Genomic DNA, 25,194 nt, shown 5'->3' on the forward strand with positions numbered 1-25,194 from the left:
TGTAACTGCTATTTTATTTTCAACTAGTCCCGATCTAATAATAATTGGATCGGGACTTTTAGTATTATAGGCTTGTCAATTTCTTTAAATCAGCAATTGTAGCTGTTGGGTTTTCTGCTTTAAAAACATAACTTCCAGCTACCAGAACATCAGCTCCGGCTTCTACAAGTTGTTTTGCGTTTTTGTTGGTAACACCACCATCAACTTCTATAAGTGTAGTCGCCCCTTTTTTATGGATTAAATCTTTTAATTTTTTAACTTTTACGTACGTATTTTCGATAAATGATTGTCGGCCAAAACCTGGATTTACACTCATGATGCAAACCAAATCAATGTCGTTGATTACATCTTCTAGCAAGTCAATATTTGTGTGTGGATTAATGGCGACTCCAGCTTTCATTCCTTCGGCTTTGATGGCTTGCAGTATTTTGGTTTATTGGACAGACAGCACGGCCAATATCGAACTCCTTTTTCTTTTGGATATCCATACCATAGGAATAGTTTTTATGATCTCTAGAACAAACCATCAGGACTTAACGTAACCTTACAGCCGTGTCAGGAACACTTCTTTTACAGTTTCATTGGCAGTAAAAGGCGATCACTTACAGATCCAGTTTTCTTATTTTGGAAAGTTTCAACAGGACGATGTCTTTAAGAACCATTTTTAGTAGAAAAAAATTACTCCACTACTATAAATTCTCCTTGAGCAACACTTTTACAAGGTAATTCATCTGCTTTGCATCCCAGGAATAGAGATATTGCCATTAGAATTCCAATAATTTTTAAACTTTTGTGTATTCTTTTCATAATCATTTTTCTTTTAATATTATATTAATAAGTTTCCATTCATTTCCTAGCGTAATAACATAAGAGTTTGGATTGAGATTATTGAATACTACCTCACCATTTGTAATTTGTTTGGTTGAAACGGTCTTGCCATTACTTGTCATTACTACCGGGGCTCCTTCTTGTTTAGAGACAACTTTTATTACACCATTTACATTGCAAACAGCATCTTTTTTATAGAACAAAGTAGGAGTGCTTATTTGATTTACATTAACTGTATAACTGCTAAGACTTGATTCATCTTCAGAAAGGACTTCGTATGTTATTGCAGAAGAAAAATTATCCATAATTTCCTGCGATTTTTGTACAATTCTGTTTTTTAACAGCTTTCCCCCTTTACTCAAAGTAAATACAGGCTTTAGGGTAGCTATATTGGAACTGTCATACAGGCTAATGATTACCTTCCCACCATTAATTACCGATGACAAACTTTTTATGTCCATAAAATTGAAAGACAGAATTTCAGACTTGTCGTTTAAAGCAGGTTCGGCAATGCTATAGGATTGAAATAAATTCCCTTTGTGCTCATTTACTCCAAATTTTACTTGCTTGCTTACAGCCGTTATTTTATTAGTGGTACTGTCGTATAACTGGAAGGATACAGCTTCATCTTGTGTATTTGAAAACACGGTGAGGTAAGCATAATAATTGGCTTCACTAGCAACATAGGTTAAACTACTGATTCCTCTGCAACTACTGCCGACAAATGCGGCAACTTTGTCATTTTTGCCAATTAACTGCTTCCCATCCACATTAAGTTTTGCCATAAAAGTCATGGTGTATTGATAGCCACTCTCATTCACTGACCAAGTGGGAACCTGCGCGAATAATGCTTGGACAGAAAGGAAAAATAGTATAAATAAAAATGTTGTTTTTTTCATGAAAAAGATATTTATTCCGGAAAAGAATTTCTTAAAATAGAGCTTTTCCGGAATTATTATTTTAGTTTTTTATTATTTTTTCTGTTATTACTTTACCCTTAATTTGTACTTGAAGGAGATAAACACCACTAGGCACCGCAGGACTGATTTTCAATACTGCAGCATCCGAATTGATTTTAAAAGCGTCTTCAAATACGATTTGACCGAGTATGTTATAAATCAAAATTGTAGCTTCACCTCTTTCTTTGGTTTCAACTGCTATCTCTAGGTCATGATAAAATGGATTTGGGAAGATACTTATTTTTTCTTCCGATAAATCAATTAGAATTGGATCAGCAATACTACCCAAGATAGCATCTGTAGAAAAACGAATCGATTTGGTCGTCGCTTGGGCGCTATTCCCTTTACCAATATAGGCTGTAAGTGTTTCTGGTTGATTGCCATAAATAGTTATAAAAGCCAGATTTGTACCTTCAATATTTTGAGTCGTAGTGTTTCCTCTTAATTGTCCGGTTTCATTGTAAAAGGTAAGTTTTTCAAAACCAGAGGGTAATTTTACTACTGCACTCATCGTATTAAGGAATTGAGCATATTGATTTGACAATACCTCAGATTCTTTGCCGCTTTCAAGTCCTTTATTTTTAGAAATCATTTTGGCACTTGTTCGGTTTAAATATTCGGGATACGTAAACTTTTGTGCTTTACTTGTTTTTAGCATATACCCTTCACCCGCTTTTAAATATGACAGAGATCCTTTCCATCCAATATTGGGACTGTATATAGCAAATGAGGATTGGGACTTTATGAAATCACCATCACTAGCATCAAGATTAGCTAAAGCATCCGAAACGGGTACATTTTTTGAAACTACAAAGGGAAGCCAATTCCAATTTTGTTTCAAATCAAAAAACCAAGTATTTAAATCTACAGGAACACCTTTGATGTTTAATTTTTGCGCCGTTGTCAGTTTAATTTTATACATTTTGTTTGTTGAAATACCACCATTACTTGATACAGTCCCCGACCAGCCACTTTCAGTTGGATTAACTGCATTAACCTGATAAGCATCAAATAGTGCCGGAGCATTTGATTTTATCAAATCCGAAGTGTTGAGAACGAGAGTTTTTGTAAGGGCATTTAAATTTCCGAATCGAGCATCAGTTACGTTAAAAGAGGTCCATGTCCAGCCTTGGTTAAAAGAGATTTGCTGACCAGTTACGTTTGTATTATTAAAGATAGCGGGGCTGGTATATGTTCCAATAACTTCATCTGCCATATATGGGATAGTGAATACGTTGTTTAAAGTGGCTTCTTTTAATTTTCCATCGGAAGCATCCCAAATATAAAATGAAATATTTTCTCCGCTAACTTCGTTACTATACACCGTTAGATATACTAAATATTCCTTAAGACTTGGGTCATAGATAACACTTGCTTTTCCGCGAACTTCACCGTTAACTGCCGCAACCACCTTATCATAAAGGTCATCCGAAAAAAAAGCATCTAATTTTACTTTTCCTATGATGCTCATTGATTGGCTAAACTTGCTGGGATCAAGTTCTAATATAGGTTCTTTTTCCAATACCCTTAAGTCTAACTGTATTTTTTCGTTGTAACCATAATCTGTAGATAGGGATAAAACAGTATTGTAATTTCCAATTGCCAGATTATTATCAACTGTTGCTTTCAGCGTAACCGTTGTGTTTGACGCAATAGTTCCAGATTTTGCTGATAGCGTTAACCAATTAGGCAAGTCAATAGTGTAAGGTTGTGACATTCCTCCCCGGTTAATTATGGTAATGTCAAAAGTCAAATTTTCATTGGCTCTTTTCATTAAATTTACAATGTCATTGTGTCCTTCTACAAACCATTTTACTGGGTTTTGATTAATGAAGGCGCTCCAGGTTACTGGTGATTGTTGCCTGTTATCCGCCATATCATTAAGATTAGAAACCGTAATGTTAGCTACTTTTCCTTCTACGCTTGCCCAGTCTGTAATTTGTGGGTTCAACACTATTGCATCTCCATTTATTACAGCGTTTACAACAATTGATTCTGTAGGACGAATCGGTTTAATAGCAGGGGTTTCATCAGAAAAAGCAAGTGGTTTACTGTCTAATAAAGCGTAACTGCTTCCTTTTTCAAAAGCGTTTTGCGGATAATAATATGTGGGGCCATTCGCGTTTGCTGTTTCCGGTTTATTGAATGTAGAATATAATAGCAGTCCGGTACTTTTAAAATCGAGCTCATGGTACTGATCCGCCTTTATTTGCTCGGCGCTACGAGCCATATTCCAAAGGCACAATTCGTCCATTAAACCATTATACTTATTATCTATTCTATCGAGTGGGCTGCCGATTTGACCCCGGGCGCCAACGAAAATCTTACTGGCAGAAAATCCTCCTAAATCAGCACTTGCATAAGAACTTAGCTGATTACCATCAACATACATTCGCATGGTTCCATTTCTGGTTAAACTCAATGCAATATGATGCCAGCTGTTGTCGTTTAATTTAATACTGCCAAAAGGGAATGTTTTTGCTTCCGCTTGCAGTTCAATGTTACCGGCAGCATTCAGGTTTATTGCCCATTTATTTCGAAATCCATTGCTTTCGATTGCATCCGTAGCATCACCTTTACCATTAGATAATAGGGTTGCTGTGCCAGCTTGATTGGTTTTCATCCAAAAAGAAAGTGTGGCATCAATTTCTTTAGAAATAATTACTTTTGAAGCTTCTGTAAAATTTAAATAATTTGTACCATTAAAAGCATAAGCCGATCCTTTAGGAGTAATGTCCCAATTGGTATTGGCAATAACAAGATGTTTAAATCGGGCCAAATCATTGGCAATAATGCCATTTCCTTCATTTATTGGCCAGTATCCTAAAAGGTCTGTCTCGTTACCATTCAATACGACGTTCATATTAGCTACAGCAGCTTCTTTTGTTATACTGCGCTTCCAGAATCGTAGATCGTGTAGGTTCCCTTTAAAGGTGTTCCCTCCTAATACCACAGGATTCTCATTGGTGAAGTTTAACTTTGTGCTGGGCGTGCTTGTCTTTTTTTCCTTGTCATTTTCTATGATACTCAATTTATTGGCAGCAGCATCATAAGAAAGTGCATAGTGATTAAATGTATTGTCTTTTGTGATAGTGGCACTAATGCTTTGACCACCAATTGTGTATTTTAAATCACTATTTGTCAATTCTATTTTAATTCCGGTATTTTGACTTAATAGGGTAGAAGTTCCAGCCGGACTTGAATTTTTCAGCCAAAACTCGATGCTAAAATCTCCGGTTGTAATAGCAGGTTTATTGATGGTAGCCGTATTGCTTGAACCATTAAAAGCGAGTGACACCTCATGTTTTACCGGGCTTTGGTTTTTTTGAACTAAAAATTCAAATTTAGTTACTGTACCATTGGTTTTAATTGGCTCATTAAATCGTAAGGTAATATCATCACCAAGATTTAATATACCATTTTTTGGTGTAGGTGTGCCAAAGAGAACAGGAGCCGTGAGATCCACTTTCCCTTCTATAATTTCCGATTCGTAGGCAGTTTGGTTATTGCAACTTGTACGGGCATGAAGTTCATAGCTTCCATTGGCTAAACCTAGTGCGGCAATGTCCCAGGCATAATTTAACTCAGTACCTATTATAAGTTCTATATTGGAGTCTCCGCCAGTTTTAGCACTATTATAATCTTCCTGGGTTTTAAAATACGTTCTTAATCCAATCCAATTGGGTGTACCTTTTAGACGATATTCTAAATTAATCTTTTGGAAACTGGCAAAGCTGGTATTGTAACCCCCTAATTTAATATTTATGGGTTTAGTTACTATGCCATTATAGGCAGTATTCAGGTTCATCAGCCAGTTGTTTGACGGCGCCATAATCGTTACCGGAGAACAAGCAGGCACAAAAGTTGCCGATACCAGCACAGAAGCTACAGCATTTCCGTCGCAAGCAGATTCAAGAGACACGCTGATATTTTTATAATCAAACTGATCTTGTTTTACTTTTTTAAGGGTCATGGTGTACAATACCGTTTTCCCTGCTGGAACATTTACAATTGTTCCATTAGGCTCAATGTTGATCAGCGCATTACCTGGGTTTGTAGTTTGGTCTACCACAAGTTTAAAAGAAGCGTCTTTATTAATGGTGCTCGTATTGCGTAGTTGCAAAACAAACTCAGCATTCCGACCATCAAATACCCCTGTTACATCTGCTACTTTTACTGTTATTTCAGGTTTCTCTAAAGCGATGGTTGCTATTGATAGCGCTACACGATCAGATTCGGCAAGATCAACGATAGCCCCTGAGGTGTTTGTTACATTGGCATGAGTTGGGTTGTAAAAATGAGAAAGTTCTGCGCCCTCATAAGGACAAGAGGTTTCTCCCCCTTTGGTAATAAAAATAGGGCCGTTTCCATCAAAAGCGTTAATTACATCAACACTAAGTGAATTGCCTGAATCATTATCTTTAAGCGTATAGCTTATGTTTGTGGTTTCATTGCTACTGTCCTCACTGGAACTTCCAGATCCGGATCCGCTGCTTGTGCTTGTTTCCATTCCAAAACCAGCCTCGTTGACTGTAGCCCCAAGAGCTAAAGCGACTGAAGCATCAATTTGTAAATCGTAAGAGAGCGAATTAGAAGTTAAACGTTCTATTTGAAACCCTTTTGTAAATTCACCGATACCGGCATCAAAAGAAATATTTTCATAAAAGGTAGTATTCAATAAATCCTTAAGCTGCTTATCTGAGGCCGATAAAGTTTTAGTTACCGGGTCTTTCAAGCTTTCTATGATCGAATTTAAGGATGTTTTCAGTTTATCCTTGTCTGTAAGCGCTTGATATTTTGTCAATTCATTGTTTAAAATTATTTTTCTCCAAAGCTTAATTGAGGAATTATAAGCGATTTTTGTAAGAATACCATTCGTGTTTTCAACAAGAGCTTTAGAATCAATTTTACTAATAATGTCTAAATACTTTGGTATAACTTCATTTAATATGTTATGTTGAGAATAAACAAACAATGTTTTTTCCGGCGATTCTTTGAAATACATTGCTTTATTAATCTTAGGGTACAATTTTGTAGTATTTGATGCAGTTCCAGATGTGTAGGCAACCGAAATTGGTGTTGAATTAACTGTAGTTGAGGCAACTAATTCATTATAGGTTCCATAAAATTGGTTGGCCGATGTTCCAATATACAAATCGGCATCGCTACCAATCCAGCTTGGATCGTCACTCGTAGAAATAGTTTGATTAAAGCTATAGGTATTGGTTACACTTTTTCCGTTTGTTGAGGATTGCGCCATAGTAACCCCGGTAGAAATATCGTTAGTGGTTTCTGTTTTTATTACCGGCCCTAACATTCCGCCCCCTAAGCTTAGTTCGAATCCAAGAGAAATAGTTGCGCTTGATTCGCTGCCTGCATTTTTACTTAAAGTATTTTCTTTTGAAAAACTAAAAGAACTTCCTTTTTCTATAGTGGCCGAACTGCTTGATCCCGGCGGATCCCGCAATACAAAGTCAGGTAATTCCGGACCCGCAGTTACAAAGGTTTGTGTGCCATCAGCCACGCCTCCCAAAACAATACCATCTGTTTTATAACCCGTTAATGGATAATCAACCCCATCATTTGATCTGAATTTTAAATCAATGGTTCTTTTAAAGTTGGTAGCCGCATCTGTGTTAGGCGTTCCTCCTTTAAAAGTGTATATCAATATGCTTGGATCCTTGGAAGAAATAACAGATTTTTCACTATTTTCCAAGGCTAAATTATTGGTTGCAATTAAAGTACCTCCTTCTACCGGAACAGTGCTGATAACAGGTGTAGTAGCACTTTTGTCATAGTTATAATACAATTCCTGTCCTTGAACCTCAATCGTATAGTCGCCAAATTGACTGTAAATTGGGGTCTGATTTGGCGAAACGGTGTAGGTTGTACCACCAGAAATTATAGTTCCATCAGAAGTTTGGCTTAATACCTTGTGCACAGGCTTGGCAACATGAGTAAATTTCAGAACTTCCTGATAGGGCTTTCCTGTTATGGTGTCTTTTCCCTGAATAAAGGTTGGATATTGTAATCCTTTTATACCCGTAAAATTTATTGTTTTATCCGCGTCTAAAATGGGGGTATTGTCTGGATTTTTACCACTGGTAAATATCAAATCATTTTTAGATAGCATGTAACTTAAAGGCAATAGAGAAACACGGTATTCTCCTGTTTTATTATTGGTTACAAAATTTGTTTTATACTCTGGTGTTATACTGGTTGCGCCAGATGGGAGGTAACCAAGTGTTAATTTTGCACTTCCAATATTATTTTCAGAGGTATAAATTACCGTTCTATCTATTCCGCCTGCGTCTTTATAGGAGTAGGTTTTTTTTCCATCATATCCAAAACCAATCTTTTTATCGGCTTGTATAGTTCCGCCTACAACTCTTCCTACTACAAACACTTTGGTATTATCTATAAAGGTAATAGGCTCGTCACGGTCTTCATAAAAATCTTGGTAAGTATTGGCATAAGTGGTCACTCCGTTTACAGTAGTACTGTCTTTTGCTGGGTAACGCCCCTGTAAAGCAAAAGTATGCCCACTTTTAGTTATACTAATAGCATGTTTACCTATCGGTACTTCAATAGTAAATCGACCATTAATATCTGTTTGGATAGGAATATTGAAGGCATCAATGGCTTGCACATTATCAATAAATACGTTTGCCCCTGGAACCGGAATTTGCGCATATCTATTCAATTGTGTTTCCCCATTGGCAATTTTCACGGCCCAATATTCTCCTTTTTGATATTTACGGTCACCTTTAATATAAGCATTGTAGGATTCATTTTCTTTGATGTCTCCTGTAATTGGAGCATCTGAGGTAGCAGGGAAAACGCCTCTGCTATCATAAACCGCAATTCCTTTAAATACAAACGAAGATTTATCAATAAAGTCTATTTTATTAACCACTGTAGAACCTACGCCTAAAAAGGCTAACTGTTGATTAGGATTAAATGCATGTTTTCCAAACGAAGGGATAATGGTAAAAGAATCTCCATTTCCGCTGTAGGGAATAGCTGATATCACATAATTCCCAAACTCGTCTGTTACACCTAAAACACCTAGCTGACTATTTGTTGGGATGTTGGTGCCTGTATTATCAAATGTTGGTGTTTGAGCAATGGTTAATAGGGAATTACTCAGTTTTGCATTATTACCATGGAAATTAAAACCGGTATGGGCAATATCATAAGCGTAATCACCAATTTTTTCATTGGCACTAATATAGGTGTTTAAAAAAGCTTCATTCCCCTTCAAATAACGGCGATAATCGCGTCTGATTTGAGAAGGACTCAATGCTGTTTCCCATACTCTAAATTCGTCTAAATAAGCTGTTTCTCCTCCTCCCATTTTAAATTGCGTCCAGGTTTGTGGCTGTCCTTTAGTTGAGATGTTTAATTTAACAGGTGAATTTGTAATATCTATTCTAACTGGCGGTAATCCAGTCTTTGCTAAAATAGTAGTCATTTTAGCCCTATACGCCTCATTAATTAAGCGTCCGTTAATATAAAAATCAACAGCTTTATTATCTCTAATGACCGCACTAAAATGTGTGAAAGAGTTTGTTATAGTGTTTATCGGCAAAAGAATATCATCACCACTATTATCGATCTCACCACTTGGGTAATGTCCAAAAACTGCAACATATTCATTCCCTATCAATAATTGAATATATCCTCTACTAGCATCATAATAAGCTCTAAAATTCAAAGATTCGTTAGCATCACTTTCCAAATTGTATAACGTCAAGACCGACTTCCAATCATTTACTGGTTTTGCCCATGCTTGTAATGTGATAGAATCTTTTAAATTTTTATGCAATCTTGGCACCGAAACATAACCACCAGCCAGTACTTTTAAAGAACTACCGAATTTTAAAGAATTACCTGTTGGATTAGCAACTACCAATACATCTTTCACCGGATTTCCGCCTGTAAAAGTAATATTACCCGTAACTACACCTGTGGGGTTTCTGTAACCTACGCCTGTAATATAAGTTGAATATAGAATTTCTAAACCATCAATTTCTACGCCTTTTGCCGCTATTTTATAGCGATATAATTTGCCGCCGTCAGTATTAGCATCTACAAAAGTTCCCGCATCTGCCGGTAGTGTTTTTAGTGATTTTCCCCAATCTGGATTCACACTATTAATATCTTCTGTACGATACACAGATATGCTCACAATTTTCTCCCTGTTCATTTTCACATCCCAGTTGATCTCAATACGATCACTGAAATAGCCTTTGGATACCGTGAAAGCATCTTCTGAAAAAGTGCTATAACGGTAGCGAATGCCCCAGGGGAAACCTAAATCTTGTTTGTAGTATTGTGTAGGATTGTTGGTGTATGGTTTATCAGTTACCCCCATATAAGGCAAGCCAACCTGCAGACCTACCTTTTGTATGGTAAATGTTTTATTTACGCCATTCACCTTTTGGGTTAATGTGAGATTGAGATTCTCTTTTTGAGAAGCGGCAGCGCTAATTACAGAAGTTACGCCCTTTTTTTCTTGAGCAACTAAGTTGCTAAACCCAAAAAGCACTAAACACAGTACAAGAATATATTTCATTGTAGTAAAATTTTGTTAGGAGAATAAGGAACAGGGCAAGAAATCAGGTTAGATTATATTTTGATAATATAGTTTACACCATAGTTGATAGGGCGGGTTTCAGTTCCTCCGGTTGTATCAGTATTACCAGAAACAGTGTGAGTGTGGGCTCCGTCAGCTGCAATTGATTTCGAAAAACCTAAATTTGGTTCTGAGCCACTATTGTTATTATTATCTGAATTTGCAACGGTATATTTACTATCCATAGCTAAAACTTTATTAAAGACATTATCTTTATTATGATCATGTTCTCCCACATTATTGGTGCTTAAATTTACCCCATGCAAATGCGATTTAAGATCATCTTGTTGAACAATTTTTAATAGTGACCCAGTACGTCCGTTACCATTGCCGGCACCACGCAAAAACATCGATCTTAAGTCTGGTGTATTTGTGGTACCTAATAATGTTCTTAGGTTTAAAGTATTTGTAGTAATAGTAATGGCACTACCATCACAAAGCAGCCAGCCGTTTGGCGCTACGGTTCCTATAAAAGGCATAATTGAACCGGTGGGTACTCCATTTTGCGCATATATAGCATACGGAACCGCTTGCAATTTTTCATTAGAGAAAACTACACTTCCCTGCACAACCTTTAAATAAGCAGATTGCGTACTGATTTGATTATATTGTAATTGGTCTATATCCAATACATAAGAGAATACACCAAAATTATCGGTTCTTACATTTGCCGTTTTGGTTAAAATAAGTTGTTCACTATTGCCAGCACCTAAATAATATACGGTAAAAACAAGGGCCAATTGGTCAATGTTAGCTATAGCCGCATTGGTTTCATCACGGGCAATTCCTTGAATAGACATTCCAGATGAAGTTACATTCGTTTGGGCATTTGCATTTACGGTGATAAGAAGTACAATAAAAACGGTAAGAATTAGGTAGATTTTTTTCATAATAAAGAGTAGGTTACATTTAATATCTAGCAAATAACAAGAATAGAAAGATACAATACACATACTTGTTTTAAAACACCTATATTCGTGACATATTTTGAATATTTGACACATGTTTTTAAATGTTGTATCTTTACTAGTTGGTTTCTTGTGCCTATTTGTGGTGGTCTTAATGCTTTTTAATCCAAAACCAAATCGCAAAACAAATGTCTACCTAATAATGATTTTATTTGTGGCAGGATTGCAACGATTTGTAAATGCTATTGAAGTCTTGGGGTTCACGACAATTACGTACAGCCCATTAAAAATAAGACTGACGGTTGCCTTTTTTATTGTTCCGATTTACTACTTATTTTTCAGAAGACTTATTCGTAGAAACAGCAAACTCAAAAAAGAGTTGTTGCATTTTATTTTACCAACCGTGCTGATATTGATTGATATATTAATGGTTGATTACAAGCTTAGCTATCTTTTGTATCTGGCTTTCACTCTTTTCTATTTTGTATCCATAATGTTGCTGGTAAAGGAATTGATACAAATGAAGAAGCTTTCGATGTTCGAAAAGGGTAATTATAAAACCATAAGAACCTGGGCGCTATTAATTACTATTGTCACTTTTTTATTAGTTGTTTATTCTAATTATTTTTTATTTAGCGAAGCGAAACCAAGAATAAGTTTAAATGTTTTTTATCGGATTTCTTCTTTACTATGGCTGGCAGTATTGATCTATATGTTTAGAAATCCAATTATTATATTTGGAGAAAACAATTTATTGAAAAGCCTACAGAAAAACGCACCTCAAGACTTATTAATTTGGAATGTTAAACCTTTGAAAGTTATAGAAGAAAAAGACTTAATAGTTTATAATGCCATTAAAGCAAGAATTGATACCATTCTTATGGACATTCAAGTCCTGCAAAAATCAGTCCCATTAATAGCAAAAATCACCTTAACAGCAGATGCTTTGGCAAAAGAAATAAAAATACCTAGACGACACCTAGAGCTTATTTTTAAATATTATTGTCATTATTCCATCAATGATTTCAGTAATCTGGTCAAGATCAATTATGCAGTAACACTAATAAACGAAGGCTATCTGGAAAGTTATACCGTAGCTTCCTTGGGCGAAAAATGTTTATTTAATTCAAGATTTACATTTTCTAAAAACTTCAAAAAATTTATCGGAGTATCTGTTAGTGATTTTGTAAACACAATTACTCATTAGCATTTTTTGAAAGAAATTCTCTAAATACCTGATTTAAAATCGTAAGAGATCCTTGAGAATAAAAAGAGGAGAATAAGTAATGAAAAAGAATTGTATAGTACCGATAAAATTCAAAAATAATAGTGCCGATAAGTGATAGTAGCGGGCTTAAAAACAGGAAGATAAACACTATTTATTGCACATAATAAATACCCGTTCTAATAGGTGTGTAATAGAACGGGTGTTTTATTTTTTAGAAACGAGTTAGTTCCTTTAACTCTTTTATGGTTTGAACGGGATTTTCTGCTTTAAAAACATAACTTCCGGCTATCAGTACATCAGCTCCGGCTTCTACAAGTTGTTTTGCGTTTTTGTTGGTAACACCACCATCAACTTCTATAAGTGTAGTCGCCCCTTTTTTATGGATTAAATCTTTTAATTTTTTAACTTTTACGTACGTATTTTCGATAAATGATTGTCCGCCAAAACCTGGATTTACACTCATGATGCAAACCAAATCAATGTCGTTGATTACATCTTCTAGCAAGTCAATATTTGTGTGTGGATTAATGGCGACTCCAGCTTTCATTCCTTCCGCTTTGATGGCTTGCAGGGTTCTGTGAAGATGGGTACAAGCTTCGTAGTGTACGCTTAGAATATTGGCGCCCAATTCAGCAAAAGTTTTGATGTAGCGATCTGGATCTACAATCATTAAGTGAACGTCGATTGTTTTTTTTGCATGGCGGTTTATGGCTTCTAGAACTGGCATTCCGTACGAAATGTTAGGTACAAAAACACCATCCATGATGTCAATATGAAACCAATCGGCTTCACTGTCATTGATCATTTCGATATCGCGTTGCAGGTTTCCAAAATCGGCCGCAAGTACTGATGGTGCAATAAGTGTGTTTTTCATTGTGTAGTTGTTTTATAGAGATGCACTGTAGTGCGTCTTTACAGTTTGTGTTGTTAGTGCAAAAGTAGTTTTTTTGCAGCAATTGGTGAAAGTTTTTTTAGAAGGGACAACTCGCGAGTTGTCCGTACATTGCGCGTAAGGGATAGAGGTGGCATCCTCGTAGCGTAGCGGAGAGATACAGCCGATAGCCCGACCCGAAGTTTTTACGGAGGGTTACGCCATAATAGTGAAAAGTGAAAAGTTAATAGTGAAAAGTTAAAGCAATTCCGATTTAAAAAAATAAAACTCCGGACTCGAGAATGAAAGTCGAACAGAGCTAAGCCCGATCCGCCGCGGCGGAGAACTGATCTAAGTTTTATTGAAAAAATAAAACTCCGGTAATCAGCCGGAGTTTCAATCATCAATCAAAAAACGAACAGTTAATCAGACCGTCGTTACTTTTATTAGTCACAAAGTTTAAAAGTCTAAAGTCATAAAGTACGCTGACTTTAAAACTTTAGACTTTATGACCTTAGACCATTTTTATCCTAAATAGGTTTTTAGTATTTTGCTTCTTGAAGTGTGTTTTAATCTTCGGATTGCTTTTTCCTTGATTTGACGAACACGTTCTCGAGTCAGGTCGAAAGTTTCGCCAATTTCCTCTAAGGTCATTGGGTGTTGATCACCAAGACCAAAGTACAAACGAACTACATCAGCCTCTCTCGGAGTCAATGTTTCTAGGGAACGCTCGATTTCGGTACGCAATGATTCGTGGATTAATTCTCTGTCTGGATTTGGTGATTCGCCGGAACGTAAAACGTCATAAAGGTTAGAATCTTCTCCTTCTACAAGAGGCGCATCCATGGATAAGTGACGGCCAGAGTTTTTCATACTCTCTTTTACGTCATTTACGGTCATATCAAGTTCTTTTGCAATTTCCTCAGCAGAAGGTGGACGCTCGTTAGATTGCTCTAATAAAGCATACATTTTGTTGATTTTATTGATAGAACCAATTTTGTTCAAAGGCAAACGAACGATACGAGATTGTTCTGCCAATGCTTGTAAGATAGACTGACGAATCCACCAAACGGCATACGAGATGAATTTAAAACCACGTGTTTCATCAAAACGTTGTGCTGCTTTTATAAGTCCAAGGTTTCCTTCGTTGATCAAATCGGGAAGGGTTAATCCTTGATTTTGGTATTGTTTGGCTACAGATACTACGAAACGTAAATTGGCTTTCGTCAATTTTTCTAATGCTTTCTGGTCGCCGGCTTTAATTTTTTGTGCTAATTCTACCTCTTCGTCTGCGGTAATAAGGTCAACTTTACCAATTTCTTGTAAATACTTGTCTAATGAAGCGGTTTCACGATTGGTTACCTGCTTGGTGATTTTTAGTTGTCTCATGTTTTTTTGTCTCCTAAATTTTAAGTGTACAAATGGTTATACGTATGAAGTTGCCTAAAAGTTACAATTGTTTTTAATTTTATTTAGGAAAGATTTTTAAGGGCATTCCCTGCGGTCGGGCTATACGTTGCAATCTTTTTATTTTTAAAGAAAAAATAAAAAGGATTTCCACTGCTATCCCTAATGCAACTGACGCTAGAATTGAAGACTATCGTTTCAAACCTCTAGAACGCTTTCTAATGATTTTTTAAAATCATTCTCCACTTTATTATTATAAAAAGGAACTCCAGTAATTCTATATCTATCGGTATTAATTTTTATGGTTCTTTTTTCTCCTTCTATTTCTTTAAGAAAATCTTCTTTCCATTTATCGTGAGAAATTAAATGCCCTCCTTTGGGTTCAATAAACACTTGAAATGTCAATTCTTCGCCTTCTTTTTGCTTGCAAAATAAAAGAAAGTCAGGTTCGAAAGCACGACCTAATTTATCAATGATTTTTATTTCTCTTTCATTTCTGATTAAAAATATATTATCAAATTTCTTGTTTAAAATTTCAAATCTCTTAGCAAACATTGTCACAAAATCTTTTTCTTCACTTGTTCCATAATTTGCATTGTAAACATACCACGGTTCGTTGGCCACTAGACTTTCTTGTCCATCTGCTCGCTCATCATTTTTATAAATTTTTAATGGCTTATCTCTAAAAACTTCGTGTACTTTCTTCTGAATATAATCGGATCCCTCATATTGCGTTAAATTTGCCTTTATCTCGATTTCAATTGCCGATAATAATCCTTTAATTGCTAGTAAATAGTCCTCATTTGAAATATTTTCTAGTCTCTTTTTAGTTCCTATAAAAGCAATTTCAAGATTGCCTAAATAGTCGTTGTCGTTGATAAAAAAACTTGTTGACGGAATATTTGGGAAGTATTTTGATAATTTATCGAAATGGAAAAATGGATTTTGTGCTAATGCATATCTAATAATATGTTGGTTTATTACCTCATTCAGCTTGACATCTTTTGCAGTATTCTTATCGTCAAAAATTTCAAAATCAGAACTAAACATTCCTGACATTCTTCCACTTCCCGAAGACAAAATGTACTCATAATTTTTTTTGACAACACCTAAATCGGCAAATGACTTCACATAAGCATAACTCTTCTCTTTTCGCCTATTAAAAATGACTGTTCCTGTTTTGTAAAAATTAGTTGTTTTGAAATCTTCCTTAAGTTCAAGAGAAAATTGAACAAAATCTTCTTCTTTCTCTGTACTTCCAAAATGTTCTAACGCTTTTTTGAGCTCTGAAATATACTTGTTTTCGTCTTTGGTATGATAATACAATTCTTCCAGAACCTTGAAATCATTATCTATCGCATCATCATATTTTCTTCTGTATTTATCCTGATCTATATCTAAAATAAATGGAAAATAACGCGCGCCTCTACCAATTAGTTGAGCTTCGGCGACGGTAGTTTTTCCAAACGTTTTATTAGAACCTCCTGAATTTTGCCCTTCGTATAATCGTACAATGTCAAACAAATTCAAAACATCCCAACCTTCATTGAGTTTTTGAACGGCAAAAATAGCTCGAATAGGATTGTTTGCATCTTCTAGTGTATTTAGTTTTATTTGATTGGCTTCGTTTTCTTTTTCATCATTGGCACTCAAACAATTTTCTGGACGAAAATTAGATTTTAATCTTTTAGCCAATTCATTTGACGACAAATGAATACTGTCAAAAAAAGAAAAAGCTTTTTGAACAATTGTTACCGTTGAGGTTTTCCGAATGGAATCAATACTACTTCCGTCTAAACTTTCTATCAATTGATGAAAATTTTGCTTGTTTTGTTCAGACTCCTTTATAGTTTGTTTTGCCTTGAAAAGTATTACAGGTTTTAAATTAATGTTTTGTTTGGTTGCCAATTCCTGTCGGTATTGATTGAGGATAATAGCTTGAATGACACGTTCCCTTTCATCATAATTAGACCGGATTAAATTGATTTCTTTTGAAAATTTGTCTAATCGAAACTGTTTTAAATCATATTTAAAGAGTACTTTATCTTCGTATTTTTTTACAATATCTGATTTTTCATAGTCCAATGTAGCTGTAAATTCTAACAGTATATTATTCAAGTCAGCTTGATGAATATCTTCGATTAACTTTTCCCAACTTTGAAACAATTGCGTTTGACTTTGTGTATTGGCATTATAATGATGTGCTTCATCTCCTAATAAAACTATCTTTCTGTTTTTAAAATCTTCTAAACTCAATGCGTTTTCTTTCTCGCTTTGCACTAAATCTGAATGCAATTTTTGAATAGAAGTAAAATGAATGTTGATATTTCTATCATCGGCTTCATCAAAATTTCGCACTTCTTTTACACATACTTTTTGACCATTGACAACAATATTTTGATTAAATAAATATTTACTCGCTGAAGCATTCAAGAAATTTTCTCTGGTTTTATCTAAAATGGTATTTGAATGCACAAAAAATAAAAAGTTACGATATCCTTTTTCGTACAAGTAGAGCATTAATCCAGCCATTATAAGTGTTTTACCACTTCCTGTCGCCATATTGTACATTAAATGAAATGGTTTTCTTGGCTTGCCTTCAAAATCTTCGTTATAGAAAAGTATAAAACGCTGAAAAGCTTCTTTTTGATAGTGTCTTTCTCCATAACCTGGTTTAAGATTATCGGAAATATAATTGGGTACTTCAATTTTAGTAATGGCTCTTTTGCCAAACTCTTTGATTAATGTATCGTATAAATAAGCCATAAATATTTGTTTTTACGTTCAACTCTGTCAGGGTTTTGAACCCTGGCAGAGTTTCTGACGAGACTATTTTTTGAGTTGATAAAAATCCTGTGTTACTTTTAATTCTTCAGCAGTACATTCAAAATCATTATCCTCTAAAGAAGAAAGATTCACATACAATTGATTTTTATCTAACAAAGCAATCAAAAGTTCTTGTTGCGCCGAAAATTCTAATCGTTTGAAGTCTTCTATATGTTTATCTTGTTTTTGAATAGCGATATTATAATTCAAAAAAGATTTGTTTTTCATTTCCTCCCAAATGACTAACAAAGTTTTGCTGTCTTTGGCTTCGAGTATTTTATCTATAAAAGTTTGATTGTATTTTTTGAGTTCTAAATAAGTGAAAGAACCACCCCCTTGCCAATTGACGGATTTTGAGATTCCGCCTTGTTCGCTCGTTATGACTTTTTTAAGACGTTCAACAGCAACTGTTTCTATATAATCTAATTGCTCAATACCAATATATTGTCTTTTCATCTTATGAGCTGTTGCGCAGGTTGTTCCACTACCAAGATGATAATCAAGTACAATGTCATTTTCTTCAGTTACAGCTTTTATTAAAAAGGCAATTAATGTTTCAGGTTTGGGATATGAATCAAAATTTAGCTTTAGAGAATCAATATGTTTTTTTGAATCTTCATTCGTTTCTACCCCAATAGCTTTTGACAAATAATTTTCGTCTAAAAATTTATCAGGTGCAATATTTGAAGCTATTTTTCTTTGATATCTAATTGAAAATAATAGTGTTTTAATTAAAAAATAGGTACCATTTGTAATCTCATTATCCAAAAAAGATTGCTGCCATTTAAATCTTCCCTTTAATTTAACTGTATTTTTGTTGAGTCCATTTTCTACAACTAAATCATCAATTAATTCAATTTTATCATAACTACCTTTTTTATAAATTCCATCAGTAATTTTGAATTGAATTAATCCGCTATGAAATTCCAATATTGTTATTGGATTACCACTATTTAATAATGGCGCATCGTCATTATCACTATTTCTTCCTTTATAACTTTTAGAAGTATTAATGATTTTTTCATAGCAGTGTATAAACTCAATATTTTTTCTTGATTTTTTCGATAATGTTGGTGCATTGTCAGTATTTTTCCAAATAAAGGTTTCTATAAAGTTTGATGAATTATAAACATCATCCATCAAAACTTTTAAATATCCTTGTTCATTGTCATCGCATTGAACAAATATTACACCTTCTTCTTTCAACAAATCCCTAGCAACAACTAATCTATTTCTCATGAAAGTCAACCAAGTAGAATGATTAAAATTGTCATTGTACTTAAATCCATCACTACCTGTATTATAGGGTGGGTCAATATAAATAAGCTTTACTTTTCCAGCAAATTCTTCTTTTAAAGAATGCAAAGCCAATAAATTATTGCCTTTTATAACTAAATTATCAGTTATTGTTCCTTGCTCATTTCTAGTAAAACCTTCAAATACTTTTTCTCCATCCGTAGTAAAAACTTTTGCATTGGTCAATACTTTTGGGTCTAGTAATTGATTAATTTCATCTTGTGCCAACACTTCATTAAAGAAAATTTCTTCCCGTTTGTCTTCTTCCCGGCTTTGTCCGCCTTCAAGAATACAATCTTTATAGGGCCAAACTAGAGCTACTTCATTTCGTTGCTTTAAGAATTTGCCATCAATTGTTAATCCTATTTTGTTTTTATAAACCGTAAAACTATCGTTCAAGTAGTTTTTTTGCTCCATAAATTGGATAAACAAGGCTTGGTTAAAAACCAAAATGTCTTTGATAGGAATAAAAAAATGAGTTTTAATTTCTTGGTTTTCCAGTAATAAGGAGATTAATTCTGTATCGCAATTTTGTGCTTTACTAATGATTACCCATTTTTTCAAGTCACCGTCATCGGTTACATAATTGGGTTCTTTTTTTAAGACTGCTTCGACCGTAGCGTATAGTTTCATGTTTTTGTTGGAGTAACAAAAAGAAGCGCAGGCTAATTACAGTGCTTGTATCTGAGGTGGTCGAATACCCTACCTACAAAGCAAAGTAACGCCCACGCCTTTGGCATGAACGTTAACTTAAACTCTCCCGTAGGTATTTGAAATTTTCGACCTTTCAGATACAGGAATTTTCGCTAAACGCTAATTTTATATGTTGTTATTATCTATTTATTTTTTCAATACTTATTTTAGTTATGTAGCAAATATAGTTGATTAGAATTTATAAAAAAAAGGTATTGTTTTCCATAAATAAGTTTGGTGCCAAATGCTAAATAAAATTTGACTTTAAAGATAAATCGTTAGATTTGTGTAAAATATTAGAAAATATGGAATTTGAAAATCATATAGAAATAGGTTTGGGGATTTTTACAGTTCCTGACATTGCGTCTATATTAAATTTAAAATATTCTAAAGTTAATAGTCTACTAAACGAATATTGGGATAAAAGATTTGCAAGCCAATATGGTGAAAAATATTCTTGGAAAGTTCATAATCGTAAAGCTGTAAGTTTTCACACTTTAGTTGAATTTTATATTTTTTTTCAACTCAAAGAAGTTGGTGTACCAACTCAAAGAATTTTAGATGCACATAGTCAGCTATCTAAACGATTTGATACGGCTTTTCCTTTTGCAAGTTCTAAAATAATAGAAAAAATGACTTGTGCAGGAAAAAGAATTTTATTTGAGATTAGTGAAAATGAAATTATAAATTTAGATGCTACAAAACAATTAAATTTAAAATTTATAAAACAATTTGCCCAGAATTTAGATTTTGATAAAAATAATTTGGCGAATAAATTTTATCCATTAGGAAAATCTAATAGTGTAATTGTAGATCCTGATCATCAGTTTGGACAACCAGTTATTAAAAACACCAATATTTATCCGCAAACAATTTATAATCTATATAAATCAAAAGAGACTAAAAAATTTATTGCTGAATCATACGAAATATCTTTAAAACAGGTTAATGATGCCATTGATTATTGTAAAAGCGTAGCATGATGACAAACATTTACATTGATGAAAATTTTTCACATCACCTTGCCGATGGCTTGAATGTTTTTCAAAAACATTTAAATTCAAATGAAAAATTACAAATTCAAGTTTTGTCTATTAAACAAGTATTTGGTAAAGGAGTCAAAGATGAAGATTGGATTCCATTAGTAGGAAAAGAAAGAGGAATTGTCATAACACAAGATTTAAGAATTCATACCACCAGACATCAAAATGAGCTATACAAAAAACACGGGCTAGGTGTTTTCTTTTTCAAACCGCCATCTACGGGTTTTAGTTTTTGGGAAATGGTAGAACAATTAATTAAACGCTGGCCAGAAATTAAAAAAAAATCATCCGATAATAGACCCTTCGCTTTTAGAATTACACCTAATAAAATGGAAAGGCTATCATAATAATTATAGTTTTCTTTGTATCTTTGCGCTCTATTAAGTGCCCTACTATTCATTTGCTTTAGTGCTGCACTATAAAAAAATAAGATAAACCCAGACTTGCTCTGGGTTTTTTATTGGTTATAGTCGATCGTTTTTATAATGTGTAGCATTTTTATTTTAAAAATCCATTAGCTCTAATCTCTTTGTGAATTCGCGCAATATCTTCAGGGATTTCTCCAGAAATCAGCCAATTAACATCTAATTCATTATTAATAGCGGTGTGCATTAAAAAAGAAATGTCATAAATTAGTTTTCCTAATGTGGAAAGGTCTTCTTTAAAATCTAAAAAATAGTCTTCGTTAATAGCTTTTATTAAAAGTAAAATTTTAAAAGCTCGGGCAATTACATAGATACACAACGTGTACGCTTTTGAATAAGGCACAGTTTCTATTCTTTCGCCGTTAGTTGTTAAGAGTTGAATTAACATTTTAAGATTTAGGCTTATTTCACCAAACTTGTCTTTAGTTATTTTTACATGTTCATTAATGTCACCGCTTACATAGCGAATATCTTGTAATAAATACCCAACTGAATAAAATCTATTACTTAGGTTATTGATTTTTTTTAGCATTGCTTTTTCAAAATCATTTCTCTTTTCATCTACGGTTTCGGTAGCGACTAGTTCAAAATTAAGACGGTTAGCCAGATCTAAGTCTTTTTTTAAAAGTCGGAATATCAACTTGTCTTTTTCGGCACTTGGTAATTCTTCTATTGCTTTTTTTAATTCTTTAGAGAACATATTTTTAGTGATTTAGTATTCAAATGTAATACTTTCATGAATTAAACAAAAATCCCGTTTCAAATTCATGAAACGGGATTCCCTATAAATAAACCTTTAGTAAACTAAGATCTGATTACTCTTTTCTTTCCTCACGAGGAGGTCTTGGTAAAAGTGCTTTTCTGGACACTTTTTCTTTTCTGGTTTTTGGATCCAGTCCAAGGTATTTCACCATAAAGACATCGCCCATATTGACCACATCCGAAACGTTTTCAGTGCGTTCCCAAGCTAACTCGGATACGTGTAATAAAACTTCGTTTCCTGGAACAGCTGTGTATTCTACAACGGCACCAAAATCTAGCATTTTGATTACTTTCACTTCGTAAGCTTCGTTCATTTGTGGTTTGAAAGTGATGGACTCAATTTTAGCCAATACCGCTTCAATTCCGGCAGGATCTGTTCCTAGAATTTCAATAACTCCTTGCTCATTTACTTCATTGATAACGATAGTAGTTCCTGTAGATTTTTGTAATTCTTGAATCACTTTTCCACCAGGTCCAATCAATGCACCAATAAAGTTGCCAGGAATTGTTCTTGTGATGATTTTTGGAGCATACGCTTTTACATCTGCTTTTGGAGCAGCTAAAACTTCTATAATTTTTCCAAGAATATGCAAACGACCTTCACGAGCTTGAGCTAAAGCTTCTTCCATGATGTTGTACGCCAATCCTTCAATTTTTATGTCCATTTGACAAGCGGTAATTCCATCTGCGGTTCCGGTTACTTTAAAATCCATGTCTCCTAAGTGATCTTCATCACCAAGAATATCAGACAATACAGCGAATCGGCCTGTTTTTTCATCAGAAATTAATCCCATTGCAATCCCGGAAACGGGTTTGGTCATTTGAATCCCGGCATCCATAAGAGCTAATGTTCCTGCACAAACGGTTGCCATTGAAGATGAACCATTTGATTCTAATACTTCAGATACAATACGAATGGTATAAGGACAATCAGCAGGAATCATATTTTTCAAAGCACGTTGTGCTAAGTTTCCGTGACCCACTTCTCTTCTTGAAGTTCCTCTTAATGGTTTTGCTTCACCAGTAGAAAAAGGAGGGAAGTTATAATGCAAGTAGAATTTTTCTTCGCCTTGTTGTGATGGAGAGTCAATTTGGTTTGCTTCTCTGGAAGTTCCTAAAGTAGCTGTTGCCAATGCTTGAGTTTCTCCACGTGTAAATAAAGCAGATCCGTGAACTGAAGGTAAATAATCAACTTCAGCCCAAATTGGACGAATTTGATTTGTTTTTCTACCGTCCAGACGTGTGCCTAAATCAAGGGTTACATTACGAACGGCTTCTTTACTGGATTTAGCAAAATATTTTGAAACTAAATCACCGTTTTCAGCTAATTCTTCCTCAGTAAACAATGCTTTAACTGCTTCTTTTGCTTCCGCAAATTGAGCTGTTCTTTCGTGTTTTGCTGTTCCTTGTTTTGCAATTGCATAACATTTGTCATAAGCTGCAGCATTTACTTTTTCATAAATAGCCACATCTTCTCTTTCTTGATCGTAAGTTCGTACTTCTTTTTTACCAAAAGCAGCAACTAATCGTTCTTGAGCAGCAATTTGAATTTTGATTGCTTCGTGCGCAAATTTAATCGCTTCAACCATTTCGGCTTCTGAAATTTCTTTCATTTCACCTTCTACCATTGCGATAGATTCTTTTGAAGCGCCAATCATCATGTCAATATCAGACAATTCTAATTGAGTACGACTTGGGTTGATGATGAAATGACCGTCAACTCTGGCTACACGAACTTCAGAAATTAAAGTTGAAAAAGGAATATCAGATAAAGATAAAGCTGCCGAAGCGGCTAAACCGGCTAATGCATCTGGCATTACGTTTTCATCATGCGACATCAATTGAATCATCACTTGCGTTTCTGCATGATAATCTTTTGGGAAAAGAGGACGCAATACACGATCCACTAAACGCATAGTTAATATTTCATTATCGCTTGGTCTTGCTTCTCTTTTAAAGAAACCACCAGGAAAACGCCCGGCGGCAGCAAATTTTTCACGATAATCTAATGTTAAGGGCAAGAAGTCAATTCCTGGGCTTGCTTTTCTGGCAGATACAACTGTTGCCAGCAACACTGCATTTCCCATTCGTACTTCTACGGCACCGTCAGCTTGTTTGGCTAATTTTCCGGTCTCGATTGAGATGCTTCTCCCATCTCCTAAATCGATAATTTCTCTTGAAACTTTTGGAATCATAATTGTATTTTCTTGATTAAACAATGGATTTTAGTTGTGTTGTAGTTATTTTGCGTAGTTAATGCTTAAAACCCAATGAAAAACGAAACTTTTTTATTGTAAATACAAATTGGTATTTACCTTATAATGCAGTCTTAATTCTAATCCCTTTTGTGTCAGGATTATAAAATGAACTTTGGACGCGGAAATATAAAAACAAAAAGAGGCACTCTCGCGCCTCTTTACATATTGATTATTTTCTGATATTCAATACTTTGATAATTTCACGGTATCTGTTGATTTCTGTTTTCTTCAAATAATCCAACAAAGATCGTCTTTTCCCTACTAGCAAGACTAATGAACGCTCTGTATTATAATCGTGACGATTTTTTTTCAAGTGCTCCGTTAAATGGCTAATTCTGAAAGTGAACAAAGCAATTTGAGCTTCTGATTTTCCAGTGTTTGTTTTTTCTCCGTGTTTAGCGAAGATTTCTTCTTTAATCTCTTTAGTTAAATACATTCCAATATTTGTTTAATGATTTTTATGTATGCCTTACAGCTATTGTAACACGGGTGCAAAAGTAAAAAATAATTATGAATTATGAATTATGAATTATGAATTATTTTAAATCTTAATACAATTTTGCAATTTCCTCATTCACAAAGGCTAAGAACTTTTCGTCTTCTTTTGTAAATGGATCTATGACATGGCTGTCAATATCAATTTGTCCTATGTTTTCTCCGTTTACAAAAAGGGGTACAACGATTTCTGATTTCACGGTAAAACTACAAGCAATATAATTATCTTGCGCTGCAACGTCAGGAACTACAAAGTTTTCGTTTGAAACAGCCACTTGTCCGCAAATTCCTTTTCCAAAAGGGATTACCGTATGGTCTGTTGCTGCTCCCACATAGGGTCCTAAGTGCAATGTTTTAGACTCGTGATTTGCAAAATAAAATCCAACCCAATTGTAATAGTCAATAGAGTTACTTAATAGTTCACAAATAGACAATAGTTTTTCGTCCTTGGATTGCGTTGTATTTAATGTGATTTCGGTTACTTTTGGTTGTAATTCTTGAAATGTCATGTTTTTTTATTTTTATTTGTACAAAAGTATTTAAAGCCAGTTTTAAAA

Annotated in this window: 15 protein-coding genes and 1 pseudogene; 3 read left to right on the forward strand and 13 right to left on the reverse strand. The window is 34.4% G+C overall.

Annotated elements, in window-relative coordinates:
- Positions 1–64 precede the first annotated feature (64 nt).
- The 5 genes and pseudogenes from EKM02_RS05215 to EKM02_RS05230 form a co-directional block, all read right to left on the reverse strand.
- Positions 65–430: pseudogene (locus EKM02_RS05215) on the reverse strand (ribulose-phosphate 3-epimerase); the annotation flags it as partial.
- Positions 431–678: 248 nt separating this feature from the next.
- Positions 679–807: a hypothetical protein gene (locus EKM02_RS15155; RefSeq protein WP_255416275.1), complete on the reverse strand. Its 129-nt coding sequence runs from the start codon at positions 805–807 to the stop codon at positions 679–681.
- Between the two features lie 2 nt (positions 808–809).
- Entirely contained in the window at positions 810–1,727 is a 918-nt protein-coding gene (locus EKM02_RS05220) for a hypothetical protein (RefSeq protein WP_126452781.1), read from the reverse strand.
- Positions 1,728–1,788: 61 nt separating this feature from the next.
- Entirely contained in the window at positions 1,789–10,365 is an 8,577-nt protein-coding gene (locus EKM02_RS05225) for a LamG-like jellyroll fold domain-containing protein (protein ID WP_126452783.1), read from the reverse strand.
- 53 nt (positions 10,366–10,418) lie between these two features.
- Positions 10,419–11,315, reverse strand: coding sequence for a tail fiber protein (locus EKM02_RS05230; RefSeq protein WP_158614721.1), 897 nt, complete (start codon positions 11,313–11,315; stop codon positions 10,419–10,421).
- Between the two features lie 112 nt (positions 11,316–11,427).
- Between EKM02_RS05230 and EKM02_RS05235 the strand changes: the two genes are divergently transcribed.
- A complete protein-coding gene (locus EKM02_RS05235; RefSeq protein WP_126452787.1) occupies positions 11,428–12,540 on the forward strand; it encodes a helix-turn-helix domain-containing protein in 1,113 nt (370 codons plus the stop codon).
- Between the two features lie 232 nt (positions 12,541–12,772).
- Here EKM02_RS05235 and rpe read toward each other — a convergent pair whose 3' ends face one another.
- From rpe to EKM02_RS05255, 4 genes are all read right to left on the reverse strand, one after another.
- Entirely contained in the window at positions 12,773–13,435 is a 663-nt protein-coding gene (gene rpe, locus EKM02_RS05240) for a ribulose-phosphate 3-epimerase (RefSeq protein ID WP_126452789.1), read from the reverse strand.
- A gap of 522 nt (positions 13,436–13,957) precedes the next feature.
- Positions 13,958–14,821 carry an RNA polymerase sigma factor RpoD/SigA gene (locus EKM02_RS05245; protein WP_007137700.1) on the reverse strand — a complete coding sequence of 288 codons (864 nt, stop codon included), beginning with the start codon at positions 14,819–14,821 and terminating at the stop codon, positions 13,958–13,960.
- 216 nt (positions 14,822–15,037) lie between these two features.
- Positions 15,038–17,605 (reverse strand): DEAD/DEAH box helicase family protein, encoded by a 2,568-nt coding sequence (locus EKM02_RS05250; protein ID WP_126452791.1) that lies wholly within the window; start codon positions 17,603–17,605, stop codon positions 15,038–15,040.
- Between the two features lie 63 nt (positions 17,606–17,668).
- Positions 17,669–19,594 carry a DNA methyltransferase gene (locus tag EKM02_RS05255; RefSeq protein ID WP_126452793.1) on the reverse strand — a complete coding sequence of 642 codons (1,926 nt, stop codon included), beginning with the start codon at positions 19,592–19,594 and terminating at the stop codon, positions 17,669–17,671.
- A 365-nt stretch (positions 19,595–19,959) separates the two neighbouring features.
- Between EKM02_RS05255 and EKM02_RS05260 the strand changes: the two genes are divergently transcribed.
- Complete coding sequence (locus EKM02_RS05260) at positions 19,960–20,637, forward strand: DUF433 domain-containing protein (protein ID WP_126452795.1); 678 nt, start codon at positions 19,960–19,962, stop codon at positions 20,635–20,637.
- Complete coding sequence (locus EKM02_RS05265; RefSeq protein WP_126452797.1) at positions 20,634–21,044, forward strand: hypothetical protein; 411 nt, start codon at positions 20,634–20,636, stop codon at positions 21,042–21,044. Before EKM02_RS05260 ends, EKM02_RS05265 begins: the two co-directional genes overlap by 4 nt.
- Positions 21,045–21,195: 151 nt before the next feature.
- Here the strand turns inward: EKM02_RS05265 and EKM02_RS05270 are convergent, their stop codons facing one another.
- The 4 genes from EKM02_RS05270 to EKM02_RS05285 all read right to left on the reverse strand — a co-directional run bounded on the left by EKM02_RS05270 (position 21,196) and on the right by EKM02_RS05285 (position 25,146).
- Positions 21,196–21,822, reverse strand: a complete 627-nt coding sequence (locus EKM02_RS05270) for a hypothetical protein (RefSeq protein WP_126452799.1) — start codon at positions 21,820–21,822, stop codon at positions 21,196–21,198.
- Between the two features lie 115 nt (positions 21,823–21,937).
- Entirely contained in the window at positions 21,938–24,079 is a 2,142-nt protein-coding gene (locus EKM02_RS05275; protein ID WP_126452801.1) for a polyribonucleotide nucleotidyltransferase, read from the reverse strand.
- A gap of 232 nt (positions 24,080–24,311) precedes the next feature.
- On the reverse strand, positions 24,312–24,578 hold the full coding sequence (gene rpsO / locus EKM02_RS05280) for a 30S ribosomal protein S15 (RefSeq protein WP_066079886.1): 267 nt from the start codon (positions 24,576–24,578) through the stop codon (positions 24,312–24,314).
- A 112-nt stretch (positions 24,579–24,690) separates the two neighbouring features.
- Positions 24,691–25,146 (reverse strand): GAF domain-containing protein, encoded by a 456-nt coding sequence (locus EKM02_RS05285; RefSeq protein ID WP_126452803.1) that lies wholly within the window; start codon positions 25,144–25,146, stop codon positions 24,691–24,693.
- Between the last annotated feature and the right edge of the window lie 48 nt (positions 25,147–25,194).

Source organism: Flavobacterium sp. RSP49 (assembly GCF_003968735.1).
In the GTDB taxonomy this organism is placed as follows: Bacteria; Bacteroidota; Bacteroidia; order Flavobacteriales; family Flavobacteriaceae; genus Flavobacterium.

Coding starts and splice junctions, on each gene's coding strand:
- EKM02_RS15155 (WP_255416275.1), bottom strand. CDS start 807: ATGAAAAGAATACACAAAAGTTTAAAAATTATTGGAATTCTAATGGCA.
- EKM02_RS05220 (WP_126452781.1), bottom strand. CDS start 1,727: ATGAAAAAAACAACATTTTTATTTATACTATTTTTCCTTTCTGTCCAA.
- EKM02_RS05225 (WP_126452783.1), bottom strand. CDS start 10,365: ATGAAATATATTCTTGTACTGTGTTTAGTGCTTTTTGGGTTTAGCAAC.
- EKM02_RS05230 (WP_158614721.1), bottom strand. CDS start 11,315: ATGAAAAAAATCTACCTAATTCTTACCGTTTTTATTGTACTTCTTATC.
- EKM02_RS05235 (WP_126452787.1), top strand. CDS start 11,428: ATGTTTTTAAATGTTGTATCTTTACTAGTTGGTTTCTTGTGCCTATTT.
- rpe (WP_126452789.1), bottom strand. CDS start 13,435: ATGAAAAACACACTTATTGCACCATCAGTACTTGCGGCCGATTTTGGA.
- EKM02_RS05245 (WP_007137700.1), bottom strand. CDS start 14,821: ATGAGACAACTAAAAATCACCAAGCAGGTAACCAATCGTGAAACCGCT.
- EKM02_RS05250 (WP_126452791.1), bottom strand. CDS start 17,605: ATGGCTTATTTATACGATACATTAATCAAAGAGTTTGGCAAAAGAGCC.
- EKM02_RS05255 (WP_126452793.1), bottom strand. CDS start 19,594: ATGAAACTATACGCTACGGTCGAAGCAGTCTTAAAAAAAGAACCCAAT.
- EKM02_RS05260 (WP_126452795.1), top strand. CDS start 19,960: ATGGAATTTGAAAATCATATAGAAATAGGTTTGGGGATTTTTACAGTT.
- EKM02_RS05265 (WP_126452797.1), top strand. CDS start 20,634: ATGATGACAAACATTTACATTGATGAAAATTTTTCACATCACCTTGCC.
- EKM02_RS05270 (WP_126452799.1), bottom strand. CDS start 21,822: ATGTTCTCTAAAGAATTAAAAAAAGCAATAGAAGAATTACCAAGTGCC.
- EKM02_RS05275 (WP_126452801.1), bottom strand. CDS start 24,079: ATGATTCCAAAAGTTTCAAGAGAAATTATCGATTTAGGAGATGGGAGA.
- rpsO (WP_066079886.1), bottom strand. CDS start 24,578: ATGTATTTAACTAAAGAGATTAAAGAAGAAATCTTCGCTAAACACGGA.
- EKM02_RS05285 (WP_126452803.1), bottom strand. CDS start 25,146: ATGACATTTCAAGAATTACAACCAAAAGTAACCGAAATCACATTAAAT.